At 62.8% G+C, this 25,790-nt stretch carries 26 protein-coding genes; 17 read left to right on the forward strand and 9 right to left on the reverse strand.

Annotated features, from left to right (window positions below; all coding sequences use genetic code 11):
• Window positions 1-15 precede the first annotated feature (15 nt).
• From mnmA to IE091_RS11900, 7 genes are all read left to right on the forward strand, one after another.
• Window positions 16-1,173, forward strand: coding sequence for a tRNA 2-thiouridine(34) synthase MnmA (gene mnmA, locus IE091_RS11870; RefSeq protein WP_189463729.1), 1,158 nt, complete (start codon window positions 16-18; stop codon window positions 1,171-1,173).
• Window positions 1,170-1,808, forward strand: a complete 639-nt coding sequence (hflD, locus tag IE091_RS11875; protein ID WP_189463730.1) for a high frequency lysogenization protein HflD — start codon at window positions 1,170-1,172, stop codon at window positions 1,806-1,808. Before mnmA ends, hflD begins: the two co-directional genes overlap by 4 nt.
• Window positions 1,809-1,902: 94 nt before the next feature.
• Window positions 1,903-3,288: an adenylosuccinate lyase gene (purB, locus tag IE091_RS11880; protein ID WP_039176256.1), complete on the forward strand. Its 1,386-nt coding sequence runs from the start codon at window positions 1,903-1,905 to the stop codon at window positions 3,286-3,288.
• A gap of 48 nt (window positions 3,289-3,336) precedes the next feature.
• Window positions 3,337-4,515: a cupin domain-containing protein gene (locus tag IE091_RS11885; protein ID WP_189463731.1), complete on the forward strand. Its 1,179-nt coding sequence runs from the start codon at window positions 3,337-3,339 to the stop codon at window positions 4,513-4,515.
• Between the two features lie 3 nt (window positions 4,516-4,518).
• Window positions 4,519-4,944, forward strand: coding sequence for a GNAT family N-acetyltransferase (locus IE091_RS11890; RefSeq protein ID WP_039176262.1), 426 nt, complete (start codon window positions 4,519-4,521; stop codon window positions 4,942-4,944).
• A gap of 382 nt (window positions 4,945-5,326) precedes the next feature.
• Window positions 5,327-6,925: an isocitrate lyase gene (locus IE091_RS11895; protein ID WP_189463732.1), complete on the forward strand. Its 1,599-nt coding sequence runs from the start codon at window positions 5,327-5,329 to the stop codon at window positions 6,923-6,925.
• Between the two features lie 259 nt (window positions 6,926-7,184).
• Window positions 7,185-7,652, forward strand: coding sequence for an outer membrane lipoprotein (locus tag IE091_RS11900; protein WP_039176269.1), 468 nt, complete (start codon window positions 7,185-7,187; stop codon window positions 7,650-7,652).
• Window positions 7,653-7,826: 174 nt separating this feature from the next.
• On the opposite strand, the gene IE091_RS11905 is transcribed toward IE091_RS11900, so the two are convergent.
• Window positions 7,827-8,108 (reverse strand): hypothetical protein, encoded by a 282-nt coding sequence (locus IE091_RS11905; protein ID WP_039176271.1) that lies wholly within the window; start codon window positions 8,106-8,108, stop codon window positions 7,827-7,829.
• 178 nt (window positions 8,109-8,286) lie between these two features.
• Here IE091_RS11905 and IE091_RS11910 point away from each other — a divergent pair, with 178 nt between their 5' ends.
• Window positions 8,287-8,769, forward strand: a complete 483-nt coding sequence (locus IE091_RS11910; RefSeq protein ID WP_081195595.1) for an FKBP-type peptidyl-prolyl cis-trans isomerase — start codon at window positions 8,287-8,289, stop codon at window positions 8,767-8,769.
• Between the two features lie 63 nt (window positions 8,770-8,832).
• On the opposite strand, the gene nikR is transcribed toward IE091_RS11910, so the two are convergent.
• Window positions 8,833-9,234: a nickel-responsive transcriptional regulator NikR gene (nikR, locus tag IE091_RS11915; RefSeq protein WP_016914504.1), complete on the reverse strand. Its 402-nt coding sequence runs from the start codon at window positions 9,232-9,234 to the stop codon at window positions 8,833-8,835.
• 106 nt (window positions 9,235-9,340) lie between these two features.
• Between nikR and IE091_RS11920 the strand changes: the two genes are divergently transcribed.
• From IE091_RS11920 to IE091_RS11940, 5 genes are read left to right on the forward strand one after another with little or no spacing between them, the layout of a single operon-like run.
• On the forward strand, window positions 9,341-10,918 hold the full coding sequence (locus IE091_RS11920) for an ABC transporter substrate-binding protein (RefSeq protein ID WP_189463733.1): 1,578 nt from the start codon (window positions 9,341-9,343) through the stop codon (window positions 10,916-10,918).
• Entirely contained in the window at window positions 10,909-11,892 is a 984-nt protein-coding gene (locus tag IE091_RS11925; RefSeq protein ID WP_268246872.1) for an ABC transporter permease, read from the forward strand. Before IE091_RS11920 ends, IE091_RS11925 begins: the two co-directional genes overlap by 10 nt.
• Window positions 11,889-12,686, forward strand: a complete 798-nt coding sequence (locus IE091_RS11930) for an ABC transporter permease (RefSeq protein ID WP_189463734.1) — start codon at window positions 11,889-11,891, stop codon at window positions 12,684-12,686. The genes IE091_RS11925 and IE091_RS11930 overlap by 4 nt, the downstream gene beginning before the upstream one ends.
• 33 nt (window positions 12,687-12,719) lie before the next feature.
• Window positions 12,720-13,541 carry an ATP-binding cassette domain-containing protein gene (locus tag IE091_RS11935; protein WP_016914508.1) on the forward strand — a complete coding sequence of 274 codons (822 nt, stop codon included), beginning with the start codon at window positions 12,720-12,722 and terminating at the stop codon, window positions 13,539-13,541.
• Window positions 13,534-14,148: an ATP-binding cassette domain-containing protein gene (locus IE091_RS11940; protein WP_189463735.1), complete on the forward strand. Its 615-nt coding sequence runs from the start codon at window positions 13,534-13,536 to the stop codon at window positions 14,146-14,148. Before IE091_RS11935 ends, IE091_RS11940 begins: the two co-directional genes overlap by 8 nt.
• Here IE091_RS11940 and IE091_RS11945 read toward each other — a convergent pair.
• The 4 genes from IE091_RS11945 to IE091_RS11960 form a co-directional block, all read right to left on the reverse strand.
• Window positions 14,145-15,335, reverse strand: a complete 1,191-nt coding sequence (locus IE091_RS11945; RefSeq protein WP_189463736.1) for an MFS transporter — start codon at window positions 15,333-15,335, stop codon at window positions 14,145-14,147. The genes IE091_RS11940 and IE091_RS11945 overlap by 4 nt on opposite strands.
• A 54-nt stretch (window positions 15,336-15,389) precedes the next feature.
• Window positions 15,390-15,932 (reverse strand): C40 family peptidase, encoded by a 543-nt coding sequence (locus tag IE091_RS11950; protein ID WP_039176298.1) that lies wholly within the window; start codon window positions 15,930-15,932, stop codon window positions 15,390-15,392.
• A gap of 211 nt (window positions 15,933-16,143) precedes the next feature.
• Entirely contained in the window at window positions 16,144-18,609 is a 2,466-nt protein-coding gene (locus IE091_RS11955; protein ID WP_189463737.1) for a DUF1266 domain-containing protein, read from the reverse strand.
• Window positions 18,610-18,781: 172 nt separating this feature from the next.
• The gene (locus IE091_RS11960) at window positions 18,782-19,024 is read right to left on the reverse strand and encodes a GlsB/YeaQ/YmgE family stress response membrane protein (RefSeq protein ID WP_009098790.1); all 243 of its coding nucleotides are present in this window, start codon (window positions 19,022-19,024) and stop codon (window positions 18,782-18,784) included.
• A gap of 129 nt (window positions 19,025-19,153) precedes the next feature.
• Here IE091_RS11960 and IE091_RS11965 point away from each other — a divergent pair, with 129 nt between their 5' ends.
• From IE091_RS11965 to IE091_RS11980, 4 genes are read left to right on the forward strand one after another with little or no spacing between them, the layout of a single operon-like run.
• The gene (locus IE091_RS11965) at window positions 19,154-20,023 is read left to right on the forward strand and encodes a D-hexose-6-phosphate mutarotase (RefSeq protein ID WP_189463738.1); all 870 of its coding nucleotides are present in this window, start codon (window positions 19,154-19,156) and stop codon (window positions 20,021-20,023) included.
• A 60-nt stretch (window positions 20,024-20,083) separates the two neighbouring features.
• Entirely contained in the window at window positions 20,084-20,275 is a 192-nt protein-coding gene (locus IE091_RS11970; RefSeq protein ID WP_016914514.1) for a hypothetical protein, read from the forward strand.
• 46 nt (window positions 20,276-20,321) lie between these two features.
• On the forward strand, window positions 20,322-21,710 hold the full coding sequence (locus tag IE091_RS11975) for a YcjX family GTP-binding protein (RefSeq protein ID WP_189463739.1): 1,389 nt from the start codon (window positions 20,322-20,324) through the stop codon (window positions 21,708-21,710).
• Window positions 21,707-22,747: a YcjF family protein gene (locus IE091_RS11980; RefSeq protein WP_096922580.1), complete on the forward strand. Its 1,041-nt coding sequence runs from the start codon at window positions 21,707-21,709 to the stop codon at window positions 22,745-22,747. The genes IE091_RS11975 and IE091_RS11980 overlap by 4 nt, the downstream gene beginning before the upstream one ends.
• Before the next feature lie 27 nt (window positions 22,748-22,774).
• On the opposite strand, the gene IE091_RS11985 is transcribed toward IE091_RS11980, so the two are convergent.
• Genes IE091_RS11985 through IE091_RS11995 form a run of 3 tightly spaced genes read right to left on the reverse strand, consistent with a single transcriptional unit; the run spans window position 22,775 to window position 25,701 of the window.
• Window positions 22,775-23,896: an ABC transporter ATP-binding protein gene (locus IE091_RS11985; protein WP_189463740.1), complete on the reverse strand. Its 1,122-nt coding sequence runs from the start codon at window positions 23,894-23,896 to the stop codon at window positions 22,775-22,777.
• Window positions 23,897-23,915: 19 nt separating this feature from the next.
• Window positions 23,916-24,794, reverse strand: coding sequence for a carbohydrate ABC transporter permease (locus tag IE091_RS11990; protein WP_016914518.1), 879 nt, complete (start codon window positions 24,792-24,794; stop codon window positions 23,916-23,918).
• Window positions 24,787-25,701, reverse strand: a complete 915-nt coding sequence (locus IE091_RS11995; protein WP_016914519.1) for a carbohydrate ABC transporter permease — start codon at window positions 25,699-25,701, stop codon at window positions 24,787-24,789. The genes IE091_RS11990 and IE091_RS11995 overlap by 8 nt, the downstream gene beginning before the upstream one ends.
• Between the last annotated feature and the right edge of the window lie 89 nt (window positions 25,702-25,790).

The following is a 25,790-nucleotide window of genomic DNA, read 5'->3' on the forward strand; positions in this document are numbered from 1 at the left end:
CAACAGAGGATGCCCATGACATCCACCCATGGCACCGCTACCCAGGCCACCCCCGACACCGCCGCTCACGCCACTGGCAAGGTCATCGTGGGCATGTCGGGAGGCGTCGATTCATCCGTCTCGGCTCTGCTGCTGCTTCAGCAGGGGTACGAAGTCGAAGGCCTGTTCATGAAGAACTGGGATGAAGACGACGGCACCGAATACTGCACTGCCAAGGAAGACCTGGCCGACGCAGAAGCGGTCTGTGCCAAGCTGGGCATCAAACTGCATACGGCCAACTTCGCCGCTGAATATTGGGACAACGTGTTCGAGCATTTCCTGGCCGAATACAAGGCGGGGCGCACTCCCAATCCGGACATCCTGTGTAACCGGGAAATCAAGTTCAAGGTGTTCCTGGAGTACGCCGAAATGCTCGGCGCCGACAAGATCGCGACCGGCCACTACGTGCGCCAGGGCGAGCGCGCAGGTCGACCACGGCTGCTCAAGGGGTTGGATGCCAACAAGGATCAGAGCTATTTCCTGCATGCCGTACCTGAAGCGGCCATTGCGCGTACGCTGTTCCCCGTCGGCGAGCTGGAGAAACCCGCCGTGCGCGCCCTGGCCGAACAACACGACCTGGTGACGGCCAAGAAAAAGGACTCCACCGGCATCTGCTTCATCGGTGAGCGTCGCTTTCGTGATTTCCTGCAGCAGTACCTGCCCGCCCAGCCAGGCACCATCGAAACACCGGAAGGCGATGTGATTGGTCAACATATGGGGTTGATGTACTACACCCTCGGCCAGCGCCAGGGCCTGGGAATTGGTGGACTGGCCAACTACCCCGAAGACCCCTGGTACGTGGCAGGCAAGGACCTGACGCGCAACGTACTGATCGCCGTGCAAGGCAAGCAGCACGCCCTGCTGTATACCAATGCCCTGGCCACCGAAGCGATGGACTGGGTAGCAGGCGAGCCACCTGCGCAGCAGGGCCGGTTTACCGCCAAGACGCGCTATCGCCAGAGCGACTGCCCCTGCGAGATCCGCGCTCAGGCCGACGGCAGCGTCGAAGTCATCTTCGATGACCCGCAGTGGGCCGTGACGCCCGGCCAATCGCTGGTGCTCTACGACAACGACATCTGTCTGGGCGGCGGCGTGATTCGCGCCACCTGGAACACCACGGAGGCCGCGGCATGAGCGCCACCCCCATTCATCGTGCTCCCGACTCTCCGGCAGCGCGCCAGGCCTTGGCCCTGGCCGGGGTCTTTCAGGCCGCCAGCCTGGTGGACGAACTGGCCCGCACCGGGCAGGTAGACACCCGCGCCTGGGATACGCTGATTCATGCCACGGTGGATACCAACCCCGAAAGCTTCGAAGCCATTTACGGCGGCCATCCCAATAACCTGCGCCGGGGGCTCGAAACGCTGGAAGCCCTGGTAGGCCGCAAGCAGGCCAACCCGGTGGTGCTGCGCTACGGCTTTTCACTGCTGCTGTTGATGAACAAGCTGCGTAACGACACGGCCATGATGGACCTGCTGGGCCAGAAACTCACCCACGTGCAGGGGCAGGCAGAGCACTTCGGCACGACCCACGAAAACGTGATTGCAAGCCTGGGGGAAACCTATCAGGAAACCCTCTCCACGCTAAAGACCCGCATCGTGGTACAGGGTGACCCCTCGCTCTTGCAGACCCGCATGATGCCCGAACGCGTACGCGCCTGTCTCATGGCCGGTATCCGCTTTGCGCTGCTGTGGCACCAGCAGGGTGGCCGGCGCTGGAAACTGGTGTTTCAGCGCAAGGCCTTGCGCCGCGCTCTGGATGAGCTGGGCTAGACAAACGCTGTCTCGCCAGCCTGACGCCCCCAACCACTGATGTTCGACCACCGACTCTCGATCACTGACTCTCGACCAACCTGGAAACCAAGCCATGCAACTCTCAGCCTTGACCGCTCTTTCCCCTGTTGACGGCCGCTACGGCGCCAAAGCCGCAGCGCTGCGTGAACACTTCAGCGAATTCGGTTTGATCCGTGCCCGCGTGATCGTGGAAGTGCGCTGGCTGCAGCGCCTTGCAGAGCACAGCCAGATCGTCGAAGTACCGCCGCTTTCGGCAGCCGCCACGGCCTTCCTGGAGCAGTTGATTCGTGAGTTTTCAGTGGCCGATGCCGAACGCATCAAGGAGATCGAGCGCACCACCAATCACGACGTCAAGGCGGTCGAATACTTCCTCAAGGAGAAGATTGCCGATCAGGCCGAGCTGCATGCGGTCACCGAATTCATCCACTTTGCCTGCACCTCCGAGGACATCAACAACCTCTCCTACGGGGTCATGCTGGCCGATGGCCTGAAAGCCATGCTGCCTACCCTGCATGAAGTGGCCGATGAAATCGGCAAGCTGGCCATCGCCCACGCTGGCCAGCCCATGCTGTCGCGCACCCACGGTCAGACGGCGAGCCCCACCACCTTGGGCAAGGAAATGGCCAACGTGGCCTACCGCCTCAAGCGCCAGCTCAAGCAGATCGAAAGCGTCGAGATTCTAGGCAAGATCAACGGCGCCGTGGGCAACTACAACGCTCACCTGACCACCTACCCGGATATCGACTGGGAAGCCAATGCGCGCACGTTCGTGGAAGGGCTGGGACTGAGCTTCAACCCCTACACCACGCAAATCGAACCCCACGACTACATTGCCGAGCTGTTCGACTCCCTGTGCCGCTACAACACCATCCTGATCGATTTCGATCGTGACGTGTGGGGATACATTTCGTTGGGCTACTTCAAGCAGCGCACCGTCGAGGGCGAAATCGGCTCCTCCACCATGCCGCACAAGGTCAACCCCATCGACTTCGAAAACTCCGAAGGCAACCTGGGCCTGGCCAACGCCATCCTCAGCCATCTGGCCCAGAAGCTGCCGATCTCCCGCTGGCAGCGCGACCTGACCGACTCCACGGTGCTGCGCAACCTCGGCGTCGGCCTGGCTTACGGCTTGATTGGCTACCACGCCAGCCTGAAAGGCATCAGCAAGCTGGAAGCCAACCCGACCAGACTCGCCGAAGACCTGGACAACAGCTGGGAAGTGCTGGCCGAACCCATTCAGACCGTCATGCGTCGTTACGGCATCGAGAAGCCCTACGAGAAGCTCAAGGAGCTGACCCGCGGCAAGCAGATCGACCAGGCAGGCTTTGCAGCCTTCATCGACACCCTGGCACTGCCCGACGATGTGAAACAGGAGCTGAAATCTCTTTCGCCAGCCAGCTATATTGGTAATGCGAAGGCGCAGGCCGAAGCCCTTCCGCAACGGCTTGCGGCCCTATAAACGCACGCCGTTTCGTTCCGTGCCGCTCACTCACTTCAGGATAACGCCATGAGTCATCACGATAAGCCACTCACCCTGCTGGGTGATTTAACACCCGCCGACTTCTTGGCCCACTACTGGCAGCAGAAGCCCCTGCTGATTCGTGGCGCTATCCCGGACTTCGTCAGCCCCATCGACCCCGATGAGCTGGCAGGCCTGGCCTGCGAGCCGGGCGTGGAAGCGCGGCTGGTGGAAGAGAACGGCCCTGACGGCCCCTGGCAGGTATCCCACGGCCCCTTCGATGACGCTACCTTCGAGCGCCTCCCCGAAGGCCACTGGAGCCTGCTGGTGCAAGCCGTCGACCACTACGTGCCCTCCATTGCTGCGCTGATGGACGAGTTCGACTTCCTGCCCCGCTGGCGCCTGGACGATATCATGGTGAGCTATGCGCCCCCCGGCGGCAGCGTCGGCCCGCACATCGACCAGTACGATGTGTTTCTGCTGCAGGCCCGCGGCCATCGCCGCTGGCAGCTGGGCGGCAAGCAGCCGGACAACGCGCCGATCGTACAGGGTATCGACCTGCGTATTCTGGAAACCTTCGAGATCGAACCCGACTCCGACTGGACCCTGGCACCGGGCGACATGCTCTACCTGCCGCCGGGCTGGGCGCATCACGGGGTCAGCCAGACCGACGACTGCATGACCATTTCAGTGGGTTTTCGTGCCCCCTCGGCCGACGAAGCGATCACCTCCTACGCCGACTACGTGGGCGAGCAGATGTCGGAATCCCAGCGTTACAGCGACGCGGGCATGGCACCGGCCCAGCATCAGGGCGAGCTGGACGACGCCGCCATCGAGCGTATGCGTCAGTTCATCCTCTCGACGCTGGACAAACCGGAGCAGATGGCCCAGTGGTTTGGCCGCGTCATGACTCAGCCCAAGTACGTCGACCAGCTGATGCCGCTGGACGAGCCGCTGGACGAGGCAGCGCTTGTTGCTCAGTTACAACAGGGCGAGCCGCTGTTCCATATGCCGGGCTCGCGCTTTGCCTGGCGCAGCGATGCCGCTGGCACCACGCTGTTCGTGGATGGCGATGGGCACGCCTGCTCGGAAGCGCTGGCCAAGCGGGTCGCCGACCCGGAGCCCATGTACGATGAGGTGCTGGAGCTGAACGGTGCTGCGGCGCTGCTCACGCAGCTGATCAATAGCGGCAGCCTGGGCTTCATGGGTGAAGACGACGAGGAGTAAGGCGTGAACACAGCCACCACCGTGCAACAAGGCGACTGGCATGCGCTGGGCGACGCGGCGTCGTTGATTCGCCGCGTGGTCTTCATCGATGAGCAGCAGGTTCCTCAGGAAGAGGAGTGGGATGGCCGGGATGGCGAATGCCTGCACTTCCTGGCCACGCTGAATGACGAGCCGGTCGGTACGGCGCGCCTGTTGCCCGACGGCCATATTGGTCGCGTAGCGGTGTTGAGCAGTGCACGAGGCACGGGCATCGGCTATCGACTCATGGAGGCTGCCATCGCCGCTGCCCGCGAGGCAGGCCATCGCCACGCGGCCCTCAGCGCCCAGCTACACGCCCTCGCCTTCTATGAGCGTTTAGGCTTCGTAGCCCATGGCGAGGTCTTCATGGATGCCGGCATCCCCCACCGCGAGATGACCCTGGTGCTCTAACCCGCCACCAGGCCATCGAACACGCGTTATAGCGCCGCTGAGACAGCGGCGCTTTTTTTTTGCGTCCAACAGGCGAAAAACGACTACACAAACAGGGCGTTCGACGTAGTCGATGTCGTCGGACTACAACGCCCCCTGCCCCGAAGTGACAATTGTTGAATGCAGCTGTCTGACCGATAGTTATTGCACTGCAGCGACGTTGGCTCTCAGCTCTTACGCCATGTCGCTGTGTGACGCCAAGCGCCGAGGCACGACGTTTTACTGAGAGACGATTGGCCTAGAGACAGCGCCGCAAAATTGCACAATGCTGAACGCTATCTCGCAGGTGCAGCATAACAACAAGCTAGCCTGCGAACGACGATAACCCTGGAGGAATCAGCTCATGTCAGGACTGCTCGACGATATCAAAGCCATGGCCCAACTGCGCGAAGCCCAAGGCGGCAAGTGGTCAGCGATCAAACCTGAATACGCCGCTCGCATGCGTGCCCAGAACCGCTTCCATACCGGCCTGGACATTGCTCGTTACACCGCCAAGATCATGCGTGACGACATGGCCGCCTACGATGCCGACACCTCCCAGTACACCCAATCGCTGGGTTGCTGGCACGGCTTCATCGGCCAGCAGAAGCTGATTTCCATCAAGAAGCATTTTGGCACCACCAAGCGTCGCTACCTGTACCTTTCAGGCTGGATGGTGGCAGCCCTGCGCTCCGAGTTTGGCCCACTGCCCGACCAGTCCATGCATGAGAAAACCTCGGTGGCCAACCTGATCGAGGAACTCTACACCTTCCTCAAGCAGGCCGATGCCTGGGAACTCAACCACCTGTTCCGTGCCCTGGACGATGCCAAGGCCGCAGGCGACAACGCCAAAGAAAAAGAGCTGATCAGCAAGATCGACAACTACGAAACCCATATCGTGCCGATCATTGCCGACATCGATGCCGGGTTTGGTAACGCCGAAGCCACGTACCTGCTGGCCAAGAAATTCATTCAGGCGGGCGCCTGCTGCATTCAGCTCGAAAACCAGGTATCCGACGAGAAGCAGTGCGGTCACCAGGACGGCAAGGTCACCGTGCCCCATGAAGACTTCCTGGCCAAGATCAACGCCGTACGTTACGCCTTTCTGGAGCTGGGCGTCGAAGATGGCGTCATCGTGGCTCGTACCGACTCGCTGGGCGCTGGTTTGACCCAGAAGATCGCCGTCACCAATGAGCCAGGCGACCTGGGCGACCAGTACAACAGCTTCCTGGATGGCGATGTCATCGATAACGCCTCGGACATCAACAACGGCGACGTGGTCATCAAGCAGAACGGCAAGCTGGTCAAGCCCAAACGGTTGGCTTCTGGCCTCTACCAGTTCAAGCCAGGCACCGGCGAAGACCGCGTGATCCTGGACTGTATCACCAGCCTGCAAAACGGTGCCGACCTGCTGTGGATCGAAACCGAGAAGCCCCATGTGGGCCAGATCGCCAGCATGGTGAACCGCATCCGCGAAGTCGTGCCGGACGCCAAGCTGGTGTACAACAACTCGCCCTCCTTCAACTGGACGCTGAACTTCCGCCAGCAGGTCTTCGATTCCTGGGAGAAAGAGGGCAAGGACGTATCGGCCTACCAGCGCGACAAGCTGATGAGCGTCGAATACGACAACACCGAGCTGGGGCAGCTGGCCGATGAGTGGACTCGCAACTTCCAGCGTGACGGGGCGCGCGAAGCGGGTATCTTCCACCACCTGATCACCCTGCCCACCTACCACACGGCGGCGCTGTCTACCGACAACCTGGCCAAGGGCTACTTCGGCGACGAAGGCATGCTGGCCTACGTGGCAGGCGTCCAGCGTCAGGAAATTCGCCAGGGGATCGCCACGGTCAAGCACCAGGACATGGCAGGCTCCAACATCGGCGACGATCACAAGGAGTTCTTCCATGGTGAGGCTGCGCTGAAAGCCGGCGGCAAGGACAACACCATGAACCAGTTTGGCTAAACACACAGCCACTGCAACGCACCACGGGGAGCCACGGCTCCCCGTGGTGTTTTTTGCGGCGTGCTTAATGGCCTGTCGATTTTTTGCACACTGCTTTCTTAATGCCTGTCTACACTCTACTTTGTGACCTTTTTTCCAAACGGCTGGTCAAAAGCGTACGCTTTGGTTATCTTTTAGCGAACGCCGTTCTATAATGATACGCACGCATTGATCTGCGGACGTTCACAGCCATATGGGCTGATTCTTACTGGAGGTTTGAATGAAACGTTTACTACCCGTTGCAGCGTTGAGCATCCTGACACTGGCTGGCTGTGCCAACACATCCACCTACTCGGGCGATGTGTACCGCGGCAACCAGGCGCAGACGGGCCAGAGCGTCAGCTATGGCACCATCGTGGCCGTTCGTCCGGTACAGATTCAAGCCGATAGCCGTACCGGCAACCTGCTGGGCGGTGGCGGTGGCGCCGTGATTGGCGGCATTCTGGGCAACCAGGTGGGCGGTGGCACAGGTCGCCAACTGGCCACCGTGGCAGGCGCGCTGGGCGGTGCCGTAGCAGGCACGGCGGCAGAAGACCGCGTCAACCGCGTCAATGCGCTGGAAATGGAAGTGCGTCGTGACGACGGTACCGATGTGGTCGTCGTTCAACGTGCCGACCGTCAGTTCCAGGCTGGCCAGCGTGTGCGCCTGATTGGCAGCGGCGCCAATCTGAGCGTTGCCCCCTACTGATCGCTCCTCGCACCCGCGCGGGTCATGGCTGACCAGCGCCTGCAAAAGTGCGGTCTCGAAAAAAAAGCCCGTCCACCAGAGTGGACGGGCTTTTTCATGTCTGCTTCAAGCCATTTCAGGCCATTCGTGAACAACGGGTGGCTGGGTACAGCACATGCCACCCATTGGGCAGGGTTAGTGAGTCACCTTGTTGCTGGCCCAGTTGGCCAGCTTGAACACGATGAATCCGATCAACGCCAGCAGCAGAGCCACCAGCAGAATATCGACCGGACGCACCAGTGTGGTGGCCCCCAGGATCGCAATGGCCGCTACCCACAAGTGGCGATTCTCGCCATGGGTCTTCAAGACACCGGGCAACAACTTGTCCAGCCCTTGGCTAAAGCCATTGTCCCAACGCTTGTTGGCAAAGTAGGCGATCAGCACGAAGGCTACCACCCAAATCAGGAAAACAGTCATATCAAGCTCCGATCACACTTCGTTAGCTTATGGAAAAAGGGTAAAGGTAGGGTATCGCTGGTCACTGCCGGGCGCAATAGTGCCAAAGGCGTGGGGGTTAAAAACCCGGCTTACCCCCTGACAAGCCAGCCCACACGCGTTACCATGTTGGGACATGCACTCACCGAAAGGTTATTCAATGCAAATTGCGCAAAACTCGGTTGTCGCGTTTCACTACACTCTGACCAACGATGCAGGTGAAGTGCTGGACAGTTCCGAAGGCCGTGAGCCGCTTACCTACCTCCACGGTGCCGGTAACATCATCCCGGGCCTGGAAAAAGAGCTGGAAGGCCGCGCCGCAGGCGACAAACTGAACGTCAAGGTAGCCCCTGCCGAGGGTTACGGTGAAGTTCAGGAGCAGCTGATGCAGGAAGTTCCTCGCGATGCCTTCCAGGGCGTCGAGAGCATCGAGCCGGGCATGCAGTTCCAGGCCCAGACCCAGGGCGGCCCGCTGATGGTCACCGTCACGAAAGTGGAAGGTGACACCGTCGTCGTGGATGGCAACCATCCGCTGGCAGGTCAGCACCTGAACTTCGACGTTGAGATTGCTACCGTTCGTGAAGCAAGCGAAGAAGAAGTTCAGCACGGACACGTGCACGGCGAAGGCGGCGTTCACCACTGAGCGTAAGCCATCGTCATCCAGGCGGCCTGCGGGCCGCCTTTTTTGTGGCCGTTTCCCTGCCCCTTATTCGCCAGGAATCAGTACCAGCTGCCCATGGCGTACGCTGCGTGACGAGGTCACTTCGTCGGCAAACTGCTTCAGGGCACTCCCCTGCCCTTTGAGCAGCGCCACTTCCAGGCAGCTGTCATGATTGATATGCACATGCAGCGTCGACAGCGTGAGGTCGTGGTGGTCGTGGGAGTGCCGGGTCAGCCGTTTGGAAAGCTCCCGTGCCGCATGGTCGTAGACATATACCAAAGCCCCCATGCACGGGGCATCCGGCGCGACCTCTTCCTTGGCCTGAGTCAACCCGCTGCGGGTCAGGTCTCGAATGGCCTCGGAACGGTTCTGATAGCCACGCTGCTGCATCAAGGCATCCACCTCGCGCAGCAGCTCTTCATCCAGCGTCACGGTAATACGTTGCATACGTTCTCCTTTGCTCACCCGAGCGTAGAATGGGCCTGTTGACTACCCGCCGCACGAGTATGATGTTATTGTAAAAACATCATACTCATTCATCACAGGGTGCTCCATGCGTCGTTCGATACTACTGACCATTGCCAGCACATGCCTGGCGCTCGGCGCTCCCGCGCTGGCCAAAGAGCAGTTGGTGCTTGCCATCGGCGGCGAGCCAGATCAAGGCTTCGACCCGCTGCTGGGCTGGGGGCAATACGGTAGCCCGCTGTTTCAGTCCACGCTGCTCACCCGTGGCCAGGATTTTACCCCTCAAGCGGGGTTGGCCACCGAATGGTCCCTGTCGGACGACCAGTTGACCTGGACACTGCATCTGCGCGAGGACGTGCGGTTTGCCGATGACACGCCGCTCACCGCCCGGGATGTGGCATATACCTTCAATGCCGCCGCCACGGCGGGGGGCCGAGCCGACCTCAGCGCGCTGGCACATGCCGACGCCGTGAATGACCACACCGTCACGCTTACCCTGAAATCCCCTCGCATCACCTTCATCGACCAGCTGATGACTCTGGGCATTGTACCTGATGCCGAGCGGGAAAATGGCCATCATGCGGGTTACGGCCGCCAGCCGCTGGGCTCTGGACCCTACCGCATGGTGGAGTGGCAGGAAGGTGAGCAGCTGATCGTCGAGCGTAACCCCTATTTTTACGGCCCCGCTCCGGCCTTCGAGCGCCTGGTATTTCTGTTTACCGATGAGGCAGGCACGCTAAGCGCTGCTCAGGCAGGTCAGCTCGACCTGGCCGTCATTCCCCAGGCGCTGGCCAGCACCATGCCGGGCCAGATGCAGCGGGTCCTGATGGAGAGCGTCGATAATCGCGGGATTCTGTTTCCCATGCAGCCCGACAGCGGGGAGCGCGCGGCTAACGGCGCCCCGATTGGCAACGATGTCACGTCCGACCCGGCCATTCGCCAGGCCATCAACCTGGCGCTATCTCGCGACACGCTGGTGGACGTGGCCCTGAACGGGTTTGGCCGCCCGGCGTATGGCCCTGCCGATGGTCTGCCTTGGGGGCACCCCGAGGAAACCATCGATTTCGACCTGGAGCAGGCCAATGCCCTGCTGGAGGAAGCAGGCTGGCTGCGCGCAGACGATGGCCTGCGCTACAAGGAAGGGCAGCCTGCTCGCTTCCGGCTCACCTACCCGGCCAGTGATACGACTCGCCAGCAGCTCGCGCAAGTCAGCGCAGAGATGGTGCGCCCGCTGGGCATCGAGATGCAGCCCACCGGCCGCCATTGGGATGAAATACAGCGGGAAGCCCTGCACCAGGATGCCATCGTGTTTGGCTTTGGCAGCCATAGCCCGCAAGAGATCTACTATCTATTCCACAGCGAACACGCCGGGTTTGGCTTCTACAACAGCGGCTTTTACACCAATGAGCGCGTCGACCAGCACCTGGAGGCCGCCCAGGCCGCCGCCAGCGCCGAAGAAGCCAACCCACACTGGCAAGCAGCTCAATGGGATGGCAGCACCGGCTATGGCTTGCAGGGCGACGCCAGCTGGGCCTGGATGGTCAACCTGACCCATGTCTATGCCACTGACCCGTGCCTGGACGTTGGCGAGCTGGGCGTGGCCCCCCATGGACACGGCTGGCCGATTACCGCCAACCTGCTCGAGTGGCGCTGGACGTGCCACTAGCCCGCTGGCTGCTATTGAGAAGCCTGCGGCTGGGGCTGGTCATGCTGTGCGTGGCCGGTCTCGCCTTCGGCCTGATGATGCTCTCGCCCATCGACCCCATCGACGCCTACCTGGGCCCGCAGATGGCCCAGGTAAGCCCCGAGCAGCGCGCCCTGATCGCCGCACAATGGGGCTTCGATGAACCGGTAGCCGTGCAGTTCGGCCAGTGGCTGCGTCAACTGGCCAGCGGCGAGCTGGGCTGGAGCCATGTGTACCAACAGCCAGTAGGTGACGTCATCAGCCTGCGCTTTCAGCGCTCGTTCTGGCTGCTGTTCAGTGCCTGGCTGCTGTCACTGGTGCTGGGCGTGGCATTGGGTATCGTGGCAGGCAGCCGGGAAGGCTCGCTGCTCGACCGCTTGATCAGCGGTTACGCCTTCGTGACCGCCTCGACGCCCACTTTCTGGCTGGCCATTCTGGCACTGCTGCTGTTTTCGGTGACCCTGGGCTGGACCCCCACCTGCTGCGCAGGCCCCACGGGGGTGGTCAGCCGCGATGTCACGTTCGCCACTCGTCTGCACCACCTGGTGCTGCCGGTGACGACCCTGGCGCTATTGAGCATGGCCACCATCACCCTGCACACCCGCGCCAGAATGGTGGCCTTCATGCGCTCCGACACGGCGCTACACGCCTTTGCCCAGGGCGCTAGCCGCACCGATATCGCCTGGCGGCACGGGCTGCGCCACGCCAGCCTCCCGGCCATCACCCTGGCCTTTGCCTCGCTGGGCGAGCTGTTTGGCGGCTCCATTCTAGTGGAGCAGGTCTTCGCCTACCCGGGGCTGGGCCAGGCCACCGTGGCGGCGGGGCTGCGCAGCGATGTTCCCCTGCTGCTGGCCATCGCCCTGTTCACCGCGCTGTTCGTGAGTATCGGCAACCTGACCGCCGATGCCCTGGCACGGGTCACCGACCCGCGCATCCGTCTGGCACACAGCCCATGAACACACAGCCACGCCTGGCCGCCGCCGTTTACCTGGTGCTCTTCAGTGCCCTGCTGATGCTGCTGTTGAGCAGCCGTTGGTGGCTGGGTGACAGCCCCCAGCAGATGCAGTTCGAGGCACGTTTACAGTCACCCAGCCTGCTCCACTGGTTCGGTACCGATGCCTTGGGCCGGGAGCTATGGGCGCGTACCCTGGCGGGGCTGGCGCTGAGTTTTTGGGTCGGTTTGAGCGCGGCCCTGCTGGGCACGGCCATCGCCCTGCTGCTGGCCAGCCTGGCGGCGCTATCGAACACCCTGGATGCGCTGGTGTCGCTGCTGATCGATACGCTGCTCAGCGTGCCCCACCTCATTTTACTGCTGCTCATTGCCTTTGCGCTGGGCGGGGGCACCCAGGCCGTGATCATCGCCGTGGCCATCACCCACTGGCCAAGCCTGGCGCGGGTGTTTCGCGCCGAGCTGCTCAGCCTGCGCGAGGCCGAGTACGTGGCGCTCTCGAAAGGCTTTGGCAAAGGGCCGGGGTACATCGTCGCCCGCCACTTCGTGCCCCATCTCTGGCCCCACTGCGTGGTGGGTGCGTTACTGCTGTTTCCCCACGCCATTCTGCACGAAGCGGCGCTGACCTTTCTCGGCGTTGGCCTGGACCCCAACCAGCCCGCCATCGGCGTGCTGCTGGCCGACGCCATGCGCTATCTCAGCGGCGGCTATTGGTGGCTGGGCGTGTTTCCCGGGCTAGGACTGCTGCTGATGGTGCTGGCCATTCAACGGCTGGCCACCCAGCTACGCCAGGCCCTGTAAGGCCAGCGTTTTCAACCATCAAGGGAGCCGAACATGCTGGAGATCACCGAATGGAGCCTGAGCCTGCCCCACTACCCCCGCTGGTGGAAGCGCGAGTGGTCACCCGTGATCGAGTCGCTTTCGCTGGACATTCAGGCGGGGGAAGTACACGCCCTGGTCGGCGCGTCCGGATCCGGCAAAAGCCTGCTGGCCCACGCCCTGCTGGGCCTGCTGCCGCCCGCAGCACGGCAGCACGGCACTCTGACCTTCCAGGGCGACCTCTTGACGCCCGAGCGCCAGCGCCAGCTGCGTGGCCGTGAACTGGCACTGATTCCACAGACCCTGAACGCCCTGGACCCATTGGCCCGCAGCCAGCACCAGATACGCTGGGCTGCTCGCCGCGCAGGCCTTTCCCGCGTCAGCGCTCAAGCACGCAGCCACGACCTGCTGCAGCACTACCAGCTCGCCCATGCAGCGCGGCGCTACCCCCATGAGCTTTCCGGCGGCATGGCCAGGCGGGTGCTGGTGGCCATGGCCCAGGCCGGCCATGCCCGCGTGGTGATTGCCGACGAGCCCAGCGTCGGGCTGGACCCGGCCCAGCGAGACCGCGTGCTGGCTACCCTGCAGGCACTGGCCAAAGAGGGCAAAGCTGTCCTGCTGATCACCCATGACCTGCGCCATGCCTTGCCCATTGCCCACCGAGTGACCATCATGCGCCAAGGGCGCGCCGTGGAAACGACCTCGGCCCGGGCCTTCCATGGCCAAGGGGAGCAGCTGCACAGCGCCTATGCCAAAGCACTGTGGCAAGCGCTGCCCGACAACGCCTTCGGCACCTTACCCATCCAGCCTCATGTTCAGGAGCCCAGCCTTGCTTGAAGCCCACCAGCTCACCTTCGGGTTTGGCCGCGAGCCACCGCTGTTCCAGGCGCTGTCGATGGCGCTGGCACGGGGCGAGTGGGTCGGTTTGAGCGGTGCTTCCGGGGCAGGTAAGTCGACGCTGGGCAGAGTGCTGGCGGGCCACTGGGCACCACGTCACGGCTTTTTGCACATCGATGGAAAGCCCTTGGCATCACGGGGCCTACGCCCCGTGCAGTGGCTGCCTCAATCGCCGGAACGGGCGGTCAATCCGCGCTGGCGGGTGGCACGATTATTGGAAGAGGCCTGGACACCGCCACAGACGCTGAGGGAAGCGTTCGGTATTCGGCCCGCGTGGCTGAAGCGTTTTCCGGGGGAGCTGTCCGGGGGCGAGCTGCAGCGGGTGTGCGTGCTACGCGCCCTGGCCCCGGGTGTGCGCTATCTGATCGCCGATGAGATTTCGACGATGCTGGATCCACTGACCCAACTCAGCCTGTGGCAAGCCGTGAAGGCCCACGCCGAACGCCAGGCGCTGGGCGTGCTGGTCATCAGCCACGACACGGCGCTATTGAACCGGCTTTGTACCCGGCACCTGCACCTGGCGGATGGGCAGCTAAGGAGCCGCTAAGCGCTGGCCAGGCGCCGCTCGACGCGCCGCATACCCAGCGCAATCATCAGGGTCACGGCCAGCAGTAGCCAGGACCCTACGGCCACCCCCTGCCACTGCGCCCAACGCCAGAACGGCTCCAGCCAGAAGCCCCCGATACTCGCTCCAAGGTAGTAAAACACCAGATACAGCGCCGATGCACTGCCCCTGGCGCCCTGGGCGTAGCGCCCCACCCAGCTGGAAGCCAGCGAGTGGGCCAGAAAGAAGCCAAACGCATTGATGGTCAATCCCACCAGAATCCCCACCAGCGACTCCGCCAAGGTAATGGCCGTCCCCAGCATCAGGATGACGATGCCCATGCCAATACAGCTGGCGGGAGAAAAACGTCCGGCCAGTTTGCCGGAGACCGTCGAACCCAGGGTGCCGCCCAGGTAAGTGAGGAAGATCAGCCCCAACCCGCTGGCCGACAAATGATAAGGCGCTTCTGCCAAGCGAAAAGTGATGTAGCTATACTGATTGATGAAAATGAGAAAATTGATGCCGCCCAGACAGTAAGCTGCCAGCAGTACGGGCGTACGCAGGTGGCCTGCCAGATCACTCAGCGCCTGGCGTAGTTCGAACCGTTTGGGCTGGAAGGCCCGGCTGTTGGGCAGCAGCCGCCAGAACAGCACGCAGCCGATGATCGTCATGGCGCCCACGGCCAGAAACGCAGCGCCTGGGCCACCCACTGCCGACGCTCCCCCGCCAACGATGCGGCCGCTGATGCCCCCCAGCGAATTGGCCCCGATATAGAGCCCCACGGCGCTCAGCAGGGCAGGCTTGTCGAACTCATCGCCCATCCAGGCAATGGCCACGGCGGGCAGTCCACCCAGCACGAAGCCCTGCAGCAAGCGCAACAGCAGCAGACTTTCAAAGGTGGGCGCGAAAGCCAGCGCCAGGGACAGGCCACCCGCCAACAGCAGCGTGAAGCGCATGATCGCTTCACGGCCAATGGCATCGGAAAGCGGCCCAAAGACCAGCAGGGCCAGTGCCAACGACAAGGTAGAAGCCGACATCAGCAGGCTGATGCCCAAGGTAGAAACACCGTATGCCTCTTTCAACTCGGGCAGCAACGGCTGCGGGGCATACAGGTTGATGAATACCAGAAAAGAGCCGAGGCAGAGTGCTGCCGTCGCGCGCCACCAGGCGCGCGTTTTCGCTTCAATCATGCCATGTCCATGGTCAATTGGCGCGACGGCCCCCGATACACAAGGGGCCCAAGGCTACGGAAGATAGGATTGTTCGAAACGACCATTCAGCTGAGCAAGATTGGTCGGTTCCAGCGCTCGGCGTGACTGCCAGTAGTAGCGCTGCCAATAGCTGTTATCCAGGCTCGAGATGATCACCCCTTGCGAGGTGGAAGCATGCAGGAAGTAGCCGTCACCGACGTAGATCCCGACATGGTTGTAGCGTCCTGGGGGGCGGAAGAAGACCAGATCGCCCGCCTGCAGCTCTTGGCGGTCGATCGAGCGTCCCTCATGCACCTGATCTTGGGTGGAGCGAGGAAGCTCCATATTGAACGTATCGCGGAAAACATGTCTAACCAGTGCGGAGCAGTCGATACCCCTTTCGGTGGTTCCCCCGACTCGGTAGGGAGTGCCTGCCCAACGCTGGTGCTGTTCGAGGAGGGCTTGGCGAATCACCGTAGGTGGTGGGGTCTGCATGCTGCGCAATTGCGCCATGATCGGATCGGCTGGCGACATCTGCGGCGTGGCGCCGCCCATGCCTGGCAGCACCATCGAGAAGTAATCCTCGGGGGGCTCCATGTTCTGGCGTGTGCCGGAGCCTGCACAACCAGCCAACAACGCTACGAAAACACAAACACTTACAACACGGACAGCGGTCACAGCGGGGTGTGGCAACGCAACCATGCGATTAACCTCGTGACAAATGTATAAGAAAAAGTGGGCCGAGCATGAGAAAACTCATTTACACAAAGCCTGGACTATAAGCCAGTTCTCCTATGCTTGGCGAGTCTCAATGCAAAATACGTTGATCTCCCGGCAACGTATCGATATGCAGCGGCGCAAAATGGCGCGGTTTATTGCCCGGAAAATCCAGGCTGGCCCAAGGCCCCGCCAGAATGGGGGCGCCGCATAGCCAGGCCACCAGCGCTTGCCGAAAGCCCGCCAGAAAGCTCTCACGCTCGGGAGTTTCCCCCATGAAGAACGAGAACCCGGCGTACATCCCCGCCGCATACTCTTGCCAACCGGCATAATGGTCTGCGGCCAGCTGATAGGCGCGATCCAGCACGTCGGCAAAGGCCTGCTTGTCCAGCCAGCCCAACTGCCGGGCAGCGATGGCCAGATCCACGAGCTGAGCAATATCCCACGCGGCCATGTCGACGTCGTTACAGCCGTCCTCGTTGGCGCTCACTCGGCGCAACCGTAGCAGATGGTGGCGCTCCTCTTCGCCGCAGTCGCCCGATTCGAGAATGGCGATTTCTGCCGCCAGCCGCTCAGGGTTCAACGTGTAGGGCGCGTAATTGATCTGGTACTCCTGACGGTCCCCGGCCTCCAGCATGAAGCTGAGGAACTCTTGCATGTCGTCGGCGCTGGTCAGGTGGTAGTGGCTTTCGACCCACTCGCGAATATCTGCACATTCGCGCGGGCTCTCCAGCTGTGGCTCGCTCCATACGGCGCTATTCAATGGCCCCACCAGAGACATCGCCGTAAAGTGGCTCAGCGTAGGCCGCTCACCCGGCTCGCACCAGGCGTCTGGCTGCCAGTTCAGCCAGTGAAACAGGCTGCCGGGATCCTCCAGGTGCCAGGCAATTTCACTGATCAAGGAGTCGTGCTCGGGCTCCGGCAGGCAGCTTTCCCAGGCAAACCATGCTTCCAGCAAGCGTTTGGGCGAGGCATAGAAACGGCACAGGCAGCTGCGCAACGCGCTGGCATGCTCCATGAGCGGTTCGCGCTCGAACAGCCCACTGTCCAGCGCCATGTGGAGATAAAACGCGAACTTCTCGGCCATGTGAATGGTGGCGGCGTGTCGGCTGACGCCTTTCACCGCATTGCGCTGCTTCAGCTCGTCGGGGGTAGGCTGGCCGAAATGGGTCTGCGAAGGCGGCATCACCCCATGGACGGCATCTGCCGCCAGCTGATTCAGGTGGTGTGCCTGAGCTGGCAACCAGTAGCGCGCCAGCACTTGATGCCCTTCGTCGGCATGCAGCCCCAACGACTCTTGCAGATACACCGCTGCATCGGTGCGGCGCTGCTCGCTGATCGGTGCCGCAGGGTTCAGTTGGCGCAGCATTACATCGGGTTCACGCACCCCTGCCAGCGCCAGCAGCCAATGATGAGGGGTATTGCGCCAGCTGCGGATGCGCTGACGTGAAGCGTCGCGGGTGGCATCGTCCAGCAGGGCGCTGGGCGCCTGTTTCCATGGGCTGAACGGGGCGTGCATCAACAGCTTGTGGCGTGGCGAAGGCGTCATGCCCCGGCGATCGACACCCTCGAACAGGCTCTGACCACGCAGGTAAGCCTTCAGCATGGCATGCCAGTCATGGTAACGACGGCCAACCAGGTCAGCCGCGTGGGCCGCCAGATCGTCTGCTTCGGCTTGGCTCAGCCAGCCGCTGCAAACGCCCGCCCAGGCCAGTTCGACCAGCCGCAGCCAGTCCCAGGCCGCCCACTCCAGGGGCTCCCCCTGATGTACGAAGGTGGTCAATACGGGCGCATGGGCAGACTCCTGCTCGACACCGCGCTGCCACTCCTGACGCTGGGCATGATCCATGCTCAACAGCTCTCGGGCCTCGATGTCCCAGCGCTGACGCTCGCCCTGAGCGCTCAGCCATAGCATCACTTCGAGCAGTTGCTCGCGGTCGTAGACCTGCCAGACACGCTCCATCCAGGCGCGGGCCTCGGGCCAGTCGGCGGCGCTGGCGGGATAGCACATCACCGGCCGGAACAGGGCGCCCAGCCGCCAGGGCCGCGCCTCAGGCGCATCGGGCCACAGCGAGGCGGGCGGCGGCAACTTAGCCAAAGCCGCCTCCAGCGCAGGCCAGGTGATGCCCTCACCGTCGCTTTCAAGGTCGGCCAGCGCCTGGCAGGCGTCGATGAATCGGTCATCGGCGCCGGTTTCCCAGCCCTTGGCACCCATGGCCCGGCGCAGGTCGGCCAGCCAGCCGCGCAGGTCGCTGTAATCCGTGGTGATACGCCGCGCCACGTGATGCGCCCAGCGCTGAGCCTGATCCGGTGCCAGCCAGCCAGCGGCGCCACCCAATGCGGCCCACTCAAGGGCGCTCAGCAGTCGGTCTGCGTGACCTGCAGGAGCGCCCAGTGCAAAAAACAGCTGATCCGCCAGCAGCCCACGGTCCGTGATGCCCAGCTGCAGCAGGCGCTGTTCGGCCGCCACTGCATCTACCGCCAAGGGGTGCGGTGTGAAAGCCCAATCACACAGCACCAGCTGTTGAGCCCACCAGGCATTTAGTGCATCGGCCAAAAGACACCTCGAAGAAACAGAAAGCAATCCATGAAAGCAATACCGCGCGGAGGCAGGGCTGCTAAAAGCGCCATAGTGTAACGGAAACTACCGCCAAGACCGATAGCCCACGCACAAAACAACGCTGCCCGGCACAAGGGCCGGGCAGCGTAGGGAACAGCCGAAAGAAGCGCTAAGCGCTTTTGACTTTACTGATGACCCACAACAACACCACGGCCCCCACGGTCGCCGTCACCAGCGAGCCAATGAAACCGCCCGCCTGAAGGCCCAGAAGACTGAACAAGAAGCCCCCGACCAAGGCGCCAATGATACCTACCCCGATATTGCCCAGCACGCCAAAACCGCCGCCACGCATGATGTTGCCAGCAATCCAGCCAGCCAAACCACCAATGATCAACCACGCAATAAAGCCCATACATCCTCCTTGGTTTTACCTAGCCTGGGGTTTTAACTTTCGCCTATGGTTGTTCTACCATAGCACACAGCGTCAGGGTGCTGCCCATTTGTTGCCTTTACTCACAAGGCCTTCTTACAAGGACTTCCCATGATTCCCGACTCCCTCACACAGCTGCTTGCCGATGTCGATGGCCACCAACCGGCTACCTGGCAAGGGCGCAAAGTCGCGCTGTTCAACACGGACTGGGGCAGCATGGCGATCAGCCTGCAGGGTGCCCAGGTACTGCACTTTCAACCGCGCAACGAGCAGCCTTGGCTATGGGTGACGCCCACACCCCAGACAATGCCGGGAGCGATTCGTGGCGGCATCCCACTGTGCTGGCCCTGGTTTGCCGACGAGCGTTATGCCGACGAAAGCCCCGAGCGCAACGGCCCCTTCCACGGCCTGGCTCGCCACGCCCAGTGGCGCCTGGACGCCGTGGACGATCATGCGGAAGGCATCGAGGTGCACCTGTCACCCACCCAGCCCCTGCACAGCCAACTGACCGCTCGGCTGGTGGTTCAAGCCAACGCCCAGCGCCTCAATGTCGAGCTGATCACCGAAAACATCGGCGAGGCGCCGGTCAAGACCAGTGGCGCACTGCATACCTACCTGGCTGTCGATGACGTGCATCAGTGCCGCCTGGAAGGGCTTTCCGGCGCCCGCTATCTGGACAAGCTGCGCGACTTCAGCGAAGCACAGCAGCAAGGCACGCTGGCCATCCGGGGCGCCGTCGACCGCATCTACCACACCAACGAAGCCGTCCTGCTCAACGACGGTGTACGCGCTCTGCGCATCGCCAAGCAGTCCAGCGACTCGACGGTGGTATGGCATCCCGACAGCGACCTGCCCAGCGACACCCCCGCCGAGGCAGGCCGCCATTTCGTCTGCGTAGAGGCGGCCAATACGCGCCTGGACCCCGTATGGCTGGTGCCCGGCGCCCAGCACCTGCTGGGTACGACATTAAGTCGCGGTTAATGCTGGATTCATCCAGCCCTTGGTAAGGTAGGCCTGTCTGCCATCGAGTAAGGAGCTACTATGAACCCTCAAGATATGCTTGAGGCCGCGACCATCGCGTTCAATCTTGTGGGTATGGTGGTGTGTATCGTGGGGCTGACGCTGGCACAAAAAATGTCGCGCAAGTGGCCAGGCTATGTGATTGCCGTCATCGGCTTTCAGATTGCCACGATGCCGATGTTCTATCAGCTGACGCTGATGCTACGCTACTGATGCCGCCCTGCCCTGCTTCCCATGCCCTGCCTGCGAGAGAGTCGTTATGCGTCAGCCGTTGAGTCGTGAACTAGGCAACCTGTTGGAACGCAGCCGAGATCGCCAGCTGCGTCTGGCCGTCACCGGCCTTTCCCAGGCGGGCAAGACGGCCTTTCTGACCTCGCTGGTCAATCAGCTACGCCACGCCGGCGTGGAAGCACAGCTTGACTTGCTGCCCGTGGCCCGGGAAGGCAGGCTGCTGGGCGCCCAGCGGCTGAGCCAGCCTGACCTGGGCGTGCCGCGCTTCCCCTACGACCCGGGCATGAGCGCGCTGAACGACACCCCGCCGCGCTGGCCGGAGCCGACCCGAGGCATCAGTGAGCTGCGCCTGCAGCTGCGTTATCGCCCAGCAAGGCCGGGCTGGCTCACCCCCGAGATCGCCCACCTGACCCTGGACCTGTTCGATTATCCCGGCGAGTGGCTGCTCGATCTTCCCCTGCTGCAGCATGACTTTTACAGCTGGAGCCAGCAGCAGACCCAGCATCTGGGGCCGCACCGCCGGGCGCTGTTCAGTGAGTGGCTGGCTGAGGCCGAACAGCTGGACCCCAGCGCCGAGGCGGATGAAGCGCACCTGGCGCGCCTGGCGGAGGCCTATGCGCTGGGGCTGCGTCGTGCGAAGCAGGCGGGCTTTTCCGACCTGCAGCCGGGCCGTTTCCTGCTGCCGGGCGAGCTGGACGGCGCGCCGGTGCTGCAGTTCTTTCCCTTGCCTGGACTGGAGACTCCCCAGGAGCGCCTCGACGCGCTTCCGGCCACGAGCCTCTACGCCACGCTGGCATCGCGCTTTCGTTACTATCAGCAGCAAGTGGTACGGCCCTTCTATCGCGACCACTTCCGGCGCTTTGACCGACAGATCGTGCTGGTGGATGTGCTCGGCGCGCTCAACGCGGGGCCGGAGCGTTTCGAGGACCTTTCCAAAGCGCTGCATCAGCTGATGCAGAGCTTCGATTACGGCAAGCGCAGCCTGTTGACCCGGCTGTTTGCGCCCAAAATCGACCGGCTGGCGATTGCCGCCACCAAAGCCGACCATGTCACCCCCGACCAGCACCCCCATGTGGTGACCCTGCTGGAAGCGCTGCTGGCGGAGCCGCTCAAGGACCTGCGCTACGCGGACATTCCCGTCAAAGCGCTGTCGCTGGCCGCCATCCGCGCCACCGAGGCCCGGGAAGTGCTCCACGACGGCCAGCGCAGCCCGGCCCTCAAAGGCACCACCCTGGAAGACGAAGAGGTGCTGGTCTACCCAGGCGACGTGCCCAGCCGCTTGCCCAAGGCCGATTTCTGGCAGCAGCAGGGGTTCGATTTCCCGAGTTTCCGCCCGATGCCCGCCAACGGCGAGGCGCTGCCCCACATCCGTATGGACGCCGTGATCGACTGGCTGATTGGAGATAAACTGTCATGAGCAACCCTCAGCCCCGCCGCGACTTTCATAGCGAAGCGCCCCCCGAGCCCGCCGCAGAGACCCTGCGTCAGCACGAGCGCTTTGCCGCCACGGACACCCACCAGCCGCTGGCCACACAGGCCGAGCTGAAAGCCCTGCCGGAAGAAACCCTGGGCGCTCCCCGCAAGCGCCGCTGGGGGCTGATGTTTGCGCTGGCAGGCGGTGCCACGCTGGGCACCGTGGAACTGGTCACCGGTATCCCCGATGCGCTCGCCCAGTCCCAGTGGCTGACCATGGCCTGGCAGCTCTTCGGTATCAGCCTGATTGGCCTGGGCGGTGTCTCGCTGTTGAAGGAAATTGGCCGTCTGGGGCGGCTCAAGCGCCATGACCGGCTGCGGGCCAATCTGGCCGAACTGCCCCAGCGCTCCGGCAAGCAGGCGCTGGCCATGGCCGAACAGCTTCGCCAGCAGCTGAAGCTCGGCAACGACGACCCTCACTGGCTGGCCTTTCAGCGCGCCTGCCAGCCCCACCATAGCGGGGAAGAGATCCATACGCTGCTGCGCTACCACCTGTTGGCCCCTCGAGACCGGGAAGCCCAGCGTTTGATTACCCGCATGTCGGGTGAAACCGCCATCATGGTGGCGGTCAGCCCGCTGACGCTGGTGGATATGGCCCTGGTGGCCTGGCGCAGCCTGGCCATGGTAGACAGGCTCAGCCGCCTGTACGGGCTGGAGCTCGGCTACGCCAGCCGCTTACGGCTGTTTCGCCATGTGTTGCACAACATGGCCTTTGCCGGAGCCAGCGAACTGGCCACCGATGCCAGCGTCAACATGCTCTCGCTGGATTTGGCAGGGCGCTTGTCGGCACGCGCAGGCCAGGGGCTGGCCACGGGGCTGCTGAGCGCCCGCCTGGGGCTGCGCGCCCAGCGCCTGTGTCGGCCGGTGGCTTTCAGCCCGGAAGAGCAGCCGCGGCTGGCCGACCTGCGCCAGGATCTCTGGCGACAGCTCAAACGGCTGGACAAGGAGCCCGCCCCTGCCACCACGCGGCACAAGGAGTAAGCCTGTCACAGCGCGTCAGGCAGCGATTCAGGCCAGCCGCTGCTCGGTGTCGGCATCGAACAGTACCGCCCGGGACATATCCACCCGCAGTGCCAAACGCTCGCCGGGTGCGACCGGGCATTTGGGGCCGACTCGCACGGTGATCTCCTGCTCGCCCAACGGCAGACGCAGCAGAATGTCTGCCCCGGTAGGTTCTACCACGCTCACCGTGGCCTCCAGCAAGGTGCCTTCCGCCTGCTCGGCGAGCCGCAGGTCCTCCTCGCTGAAATGCTCCGGGCGCAGGCCCAGAATGACCGATTTCTCCAGCCGCTCGACCAGCCCTGGCGAATGGCGAGAGGCAGGCCACGGCAGCAGCAGATCAGCCTCCCCCGGCGTGGCAATGCGCAGGGCGTAACCCTCCCCGGCCGCCACCAGCGTGGCAAGGATGAAGTTCATCGACGGCGAGCCCATGAAGCCCGCCACGAACATGTCCACGGGGTTGTTATAGACCTCGTCGGGGCTACCCAACTGCAAGATATGCCCATCGCGCATCACCGCGATGCAGTCGGCCAGGGTCATGGCCTCTACCTGGTCGTGGGTGACGTACACGATGGTGGTGCCCAAGCGCTGGTGCAGCTTCTTGATCTCGGTACGCATGTCTACCCGCAGCTTGGCGTCCAGGTTCGAGAGCGGCTCGTCGAACAGATAGACCTTGGGCTCTCGCGCCAGCGCGCGCCCCATGGCCACCCGCTGGCGTTGTCCACCGGACAGCTGGGCGGGCTTGCGATCCAGCAGGTGGGAAATCTGCAGCAGGTCGGCCACCCGCTCCACGGCGGCCTCCCGTTCGGCCTTGGGCACCTTGCGCATCTCCAGGCCAAAGCTGATGTTCTGGCGCACGGTCATGCTGGGGTAGAGGGCGTAGGATTGGAACACCATGGCAATATCGCGCTCGGCGGGGGTCCGCCAGGTGACGTCCTCGCCGTCGATATAGATATTGCCGCTGGTGACGGGTTCTAGCCCGGCAATGGCGTTCATCAGGGTGGATTTACCACACCCGGACGGCCCCACCAGAATCAAAAACTCGCCGGAGTCGATGGAGATGCTGACATCCTTCAGCACCCGTTCGCTGCCAAACTCTTTGCGTACGTTGTGAATTTCTAACGCTGCCATGATCAAAATCCTATTGTTATTAGCCCTTTACGGAGCCTGCCGTGAGCCCACGCACGAAGTATTTGCCCGCCAGCACGTAGACCACCAGCGTCGGTAGCGCGGCAATCATGGCGGCGGCCATGTCGACGTTGTATTCACGTACGCCTGTGGAGGTATTGACCAGATTGTTCAAGGCCACGGTGACCGGCTGGGTGTTATGGGAAGAGAACGCCACACCGAACAGGAAGTCGTTCCAGATCTGAGTGAACTGCCAGATCACCGACACCACGATGATCGGCGCCGAGACCGGCAGCAGAATGCGCCAGAAAATACGAAAGAACCCGGCCCCGTCCAGCTTGGCCGCCGACACCAGCTCGTTGGGAATGCCCACGTAGAAGTTGCGGAAAAACAGCGTGGTAAAGGCGATACCAAACACCACATGCACCAGAATCAAGCCCGCCCGCGAGCTGGAAAGCCCCAGCCAGCCCAGGGTTTGCGCCATGGGCAGCAGCACCACCTGAAACGGAATGAAGCAGCCAAACAGCATCAGCGCGAAGACAAGTTCAGAGCCCTTGAAGCGCCATTTGGTCAACGCATAGCCGTTCAACGCGCCCACGGCGGTGGAGATCAGCACGGCGGGGATGACGATGGCAAAGGAGTTCCAGAAGTAGCCACCCACGCCCTCGCAGCGCATGCCGGTACACGCCTCGCCCCAGGCTTTGGCCCAGGGTTCGAGCGTCGGGTTTTGCGGCAGCGACAGCAAAGTGCCTGCGCTGATTTCGCTGAGTGGCTTGATGGAGGTCATCAGCATGACCACCAGCGGCAGAATATAAAACAGGGCCGCCAGCACCAGCACGCCATAAAGCACCCCGCGCAGCAGCCGCGCGCCCAGCGTTTGGCGACGGATCACGTTAGCCATGTTTGCGGCTCCTCAATTCGGAGTAGAGGTACGGAATCAGGATGGCCAGCACGCCCCCCAGCATCAGCATGGCGCTGGCCGACCCCAGCCCGATCTGCGCCCGGTTGAACGCATGGGTATACATGAACGTGGCCGGCAGGTCCGTTGCATAGCCCGGCCCACCGCCGGTGAGCGCCACCACCAGGTCAAAACTCTTGATGGCGATATGCGCCAGAATCATCACCGCGCTGAACACCACCGGACGCAGGCAAGGCATCACCACCCGCCAGTAGATGCGCGGCAGGCTGGCCCCATCGAGCTGGGCGGCCTTGACGATGCTGTCGTCGATACCACGCAGCCCCGCCAGAAACAGCGCCATCACGAACCCGGAGGCCTGCCAGACGGCGGCAATCACCAGGGTGTAAATGGCCATATTGGGGTCCACGATCCAGTCAAAGCGAAACGACTCGAAGCCCCAACTGCGCACCATGGCTTGAATGCCCAGCTGCGGGTTGAGCAGCCACTTCCACACCACTCCCGTGACGATGAACGACAGCGCCATGGGGTAGAGATACACCGTACGCAGCGCGCCTTCCTGGCGAATCTTCTGGTCCAGCAGAATGGCCAGCAGCGCTCCCAGCACCAGGCAGATCAGTATGAACAGCGCGCCAAATACCATCAGGTTGGTGGAAGCGACCCACCAGCGCTCGTTGGCCATCAGCCGGGCATACTGGCCAAAACCGACGAACTGGTAGCTGGGCAGCATGCGTGAGTTGGTCAGCGACAGCACGAACGTCCATAGCATGAAGCCATAGACAAAGAACAGCGACACCGCGACAGAGGGCGCCAGCACCAGCTTCGGCAGCCACGCCTGCAGCCGACCGGACGCCGTAGGCGGCAACGCGGCACGCGTAGTAGGTTTCGTCATGGGAATTCCTCACCCGTCATCCGTCGGCGCCGCCATTGCGGCGGCGCCGATCACCAAGGTCAAGCGCGTTTGGCGCTTCGCGTCAGGGT

It is taken from the genome of Vreelandella hamiltonii (assembly GCF_014651775.1).
GTDB lineage: Bacteria > Pseudomonadota > Gammaproteobacteria > Pseudomonadales > Halomonadaceae > Vreelandella > Vreelandella hamiltonii.

Excerpts from the sequence above, each read along its gene's own strand:
- IE091_RS11930 (WP_189463734.1), top strand. The coding sequence starts at position 11,889 with ATGAACACACAGCCACGCCTGGCCGCCGCCGTTTACCTGGTGCTCTTC.
- IE091_RS11900 (WP_039176269.1), top strand. The coding sequence starts at position 7,185 with ATGAAACGTTTACTACCCGTTGCAGCGTTGAGCATCCTGACACTGGCT.
- hflD (WP_189463730.1), top strand. The coding sequence starts at position 1,170 with ATGAGCGCCACCCCCATTCATCGTGCTCCCGACTCTCCGGCAGCGCGC.
- IE091_RS11990 (WP_016914518.1), bottom strand. The coding sequence starts at position 24,794 with ATGGCTAACGTGATCCGTCGCCAAACGCTGGGCGCGCGGCTGCTGCGC.
- IE091_RS11995 (WP_016914519.1), bottom strand. The coding sequence starts at position 25,701 with ATGACGAAACCTACTACGCGTGCCGCGTTGCCGCCTACGGCGTCCGGT.
- IE091_RS11960 (WP_009098790.1), bottom strand. The coding sequence starts at position 19,024 with ATGGGCTTTATTGCGTGGTTGATCATTGGTGGTTTGGCTGGCTGGATT.
- IE091_RS11920 (WP_189463733.1), top strand. The coding sequence starts at position 9,341 with ATGCGTCGTTCGATACTACTGACCATTGCCAGCACATGCCTGGCGCTC.
- IE091_RS11885 (WP_189463731.1), top strand. The coding sequence starts at position 3,337 with ATGAGTCATCACGATAAGCCACTCACCCTGCTGGGTGATTTAACACCC.
- IE091_RS11980 (WP_096922580.1), top strand. The coding sequence starts at position 21,707 with ATGAGCAACCCTCAGCCCCGCCGCGACTTTCATAGCGAAGCGCCCCCC.
- IE091_RS11975 (WP_189463739.1), top strand. The coding sequence starts at position 20,322 with ATGCGTCAGCCGTTGAGTCGTGAACTAGGCAACCTGTTGGAACGCAGC.
- IE091_RS11965 (WP_189463738.1), top strand. The coding sequence starts at position 19,154 with ATGATTCCCGACTCCCTCACACAGCTGCTTGCCGATGTCGATGGCCAC.
- IE091_RS11970 (WP_016914514.1), top strand. The coding sequence starts at position 20,084 with ATGAACCCTCAAGATATGCTTGAGGCCGCGACCATCGCGTTCAATCTT.
- purB (WP_039176256.1), top strand. The coding sequence starts at position 1,903 with ATGCAACTCTCAGCCTTGACCGCTCTTTCCCCTGTTGACGGCCGCTAC.
- IE091_RS11910 (WP_081195595.1), top strand. The coding sequence starts at position 8,287 with ATGCAAATTGCGCAAAACTCGGTTGTCGCGTTTCACTACACTCTGACC.
- IE091_RS11985 (WP_189463740.1), bottom strand. The coding sequence starts at position 23,896 with ATGGCAGCGTTAGAAATTCACAACGTACGCAAAGAGTTTGGCAGCGAA.
- IE091_RS11895 (WP_189463732.1), top strand. The coding sequence starts at position 5,327 with ATGTCAGGACTGCTCGACGATATCAAAGCCATGGCCCAACTGCGCGAA.
- IE091_RS11935 (WP_016914508.1), top strand. The coding sequence starts at position 12,720 with ATGCTGGAGATCACCGAATGGAGCCTGAGCCTGCCCCACTACCCCCGC.
- IE091_RS11945 (WP_189463736.1), bottom strand. The coding sequence starts at position 15,335 with ATGATTGAAGCGAAAACGCGCGCCTGGTGGCGCGCGACGGCAGCACTC.
- IE091_RS11905 (WP_039176271.1), bottom strand. The coding sequence starts at position 8,108 with ATGACTGTTTTCCTGATTTGGGTGGTAGCCTTCGTGCTGATCGCCTAC.
- mnmA (WP_189463729.1), top strand. The coding sequence starts at position 16 with ATGACATCCACCCATGGCACCGCTACCCAGGCCACCCCCGACACCGCC.
- nikR (WP_016914504.1), bottom strand. The coding sequence starts at position 9,234 with ATGCAACGTATTACCGTGACGCTGGATGAAGAGCTGCTGCGCGAGGTG.
- IE091_RS11950 (WP_039176298.1), bottom strand. The coding sequence starts at position 15,932 with ATGGAGCCCCCCGAGGATTACTTCTCGATGGTGCTGCCAGGCATGGGC.